We start from the raw sequence: 1,052 nt of genomic DNA, 5'->3' as shown, positions 1-1,052 counted from the left end.
CTGAAGGCCGCGATCACCGCCGCGAAGGGCACGAAGGAGCCGATCCAGCTGACCGTAAAGCGTGGTGATTCCTATCGTTCGGTCGCGCTCGACTATCACGGGGGCTTGCGCTACCCGCGGCTCGAGAAGACCGGCACCGGGGACAGCGGACTCGACCGGCTTCTGGCGGCTCGCTGAACAGCGAGCGGCCCGACAAGACGCCTCTATAGGGGAAGAGAATGCGTATCGATCTGATTCCCGTGGGCAAGAGCCCGCCGGACGACCTGAACGTGGTGATCGAGGTTCCGACCGGCGGCGAGCCGGTGAAGTATGAATTCGACAAGGCATCCGGCGCGCTGTTCGTCGACCGGATCCTGCACACGCCGATGCGCTATCCGGCGAACTACGGCTTCGTGCCGCACACGCTGTCGCCCGACGGCGACCCGCTCGACGCGCTGGTCGTCGCGCGATCGCCGTTCATCCCCGGTTGCGTCGTGCGCGCGCGCCCGATCGCGGTGCTGAACCTGGAGGACGAGGCCGGCGGCGACGAGAAGCTGGTCTGCGTGCCGGTCGATTCGACCTTCCCCTATTACGCCAATGTCGGCGAGAAGGACGACCTGCCGGAAATCGTGTTCCAGCAGATCGAGCACTTCTTCACCCACTACAAGGACCTGGAGAAGAAGAAGTGGGTGCGCATCGGCACCTGGGGCGGCCGCGAGGAAGCGCGCCGCATCACGCTGGAAGCGATCGACCGTTACGAAGCCGCCAAGGCCGAGGGCAAGGAACCGCACGAACACGACGTGCCGGGGCGCTGAGCGAAACCCGGATCGACCGGATCGGGGGCGGCGCGACACCGGTCGCGCCGCCCTTTTCCTTTGGATCTGCGCCGCCGCTACATCCTCTCCATCATGCCCGGCCTGTTCCGGCATCCACCGTGCCGCGCGCGCCACAAGGGTTTCATCGTGCGGAACGGTGGACCCCGGAACACGTCCGGGGTGACGGGTGGAAGACGGGTGCCGCGATCGCCCCGCCCTCAATGCCCCGCGGTCAGTTTCAGCCCCGCGATGCACGCC

At 66.8% G+C, this 1,052-nt stretch carries 1 protein-coding gene; it reads left to right on the top strand.

What is annotated here, in order from left to right; all coding sequences use genetic code 11:
* Nucleotides 1-218 precede the first annotated feature (218 nt).
* The gene (gene ppa, locus AX685_RS03220) at nt 219-794 is read left to right on the top strand and encodes an inorganic diphosphatase (RefSeq protein ID WP_066485400.1); all 576 of its coding nucleotides are present in this window, start codon (nt 219-221) and stop codon (nt 792-794) included.
* The last annotated feature ends 258 nt before the right edge of the window (nt 795-1,052 follow it).

Origin of the sequence: Sphingomonas sp. CCH9-F2 (assembly GCF_001556735.1) — a bacterium.
GTDB classification, from domain to species: domain Bacteria; phylum Pseudomonadota; class Alphaproteobacteria; order Sphingomonadales; family Sphingomonadaceae; genus Sphingomonas; species Sphingomonas ginsenosidimutans.
The sequence above is the reverse complement of the archived record's forward strand: the minus strand, read 5'-3'. Positions and strand labels throughout refer to the sequence as shown.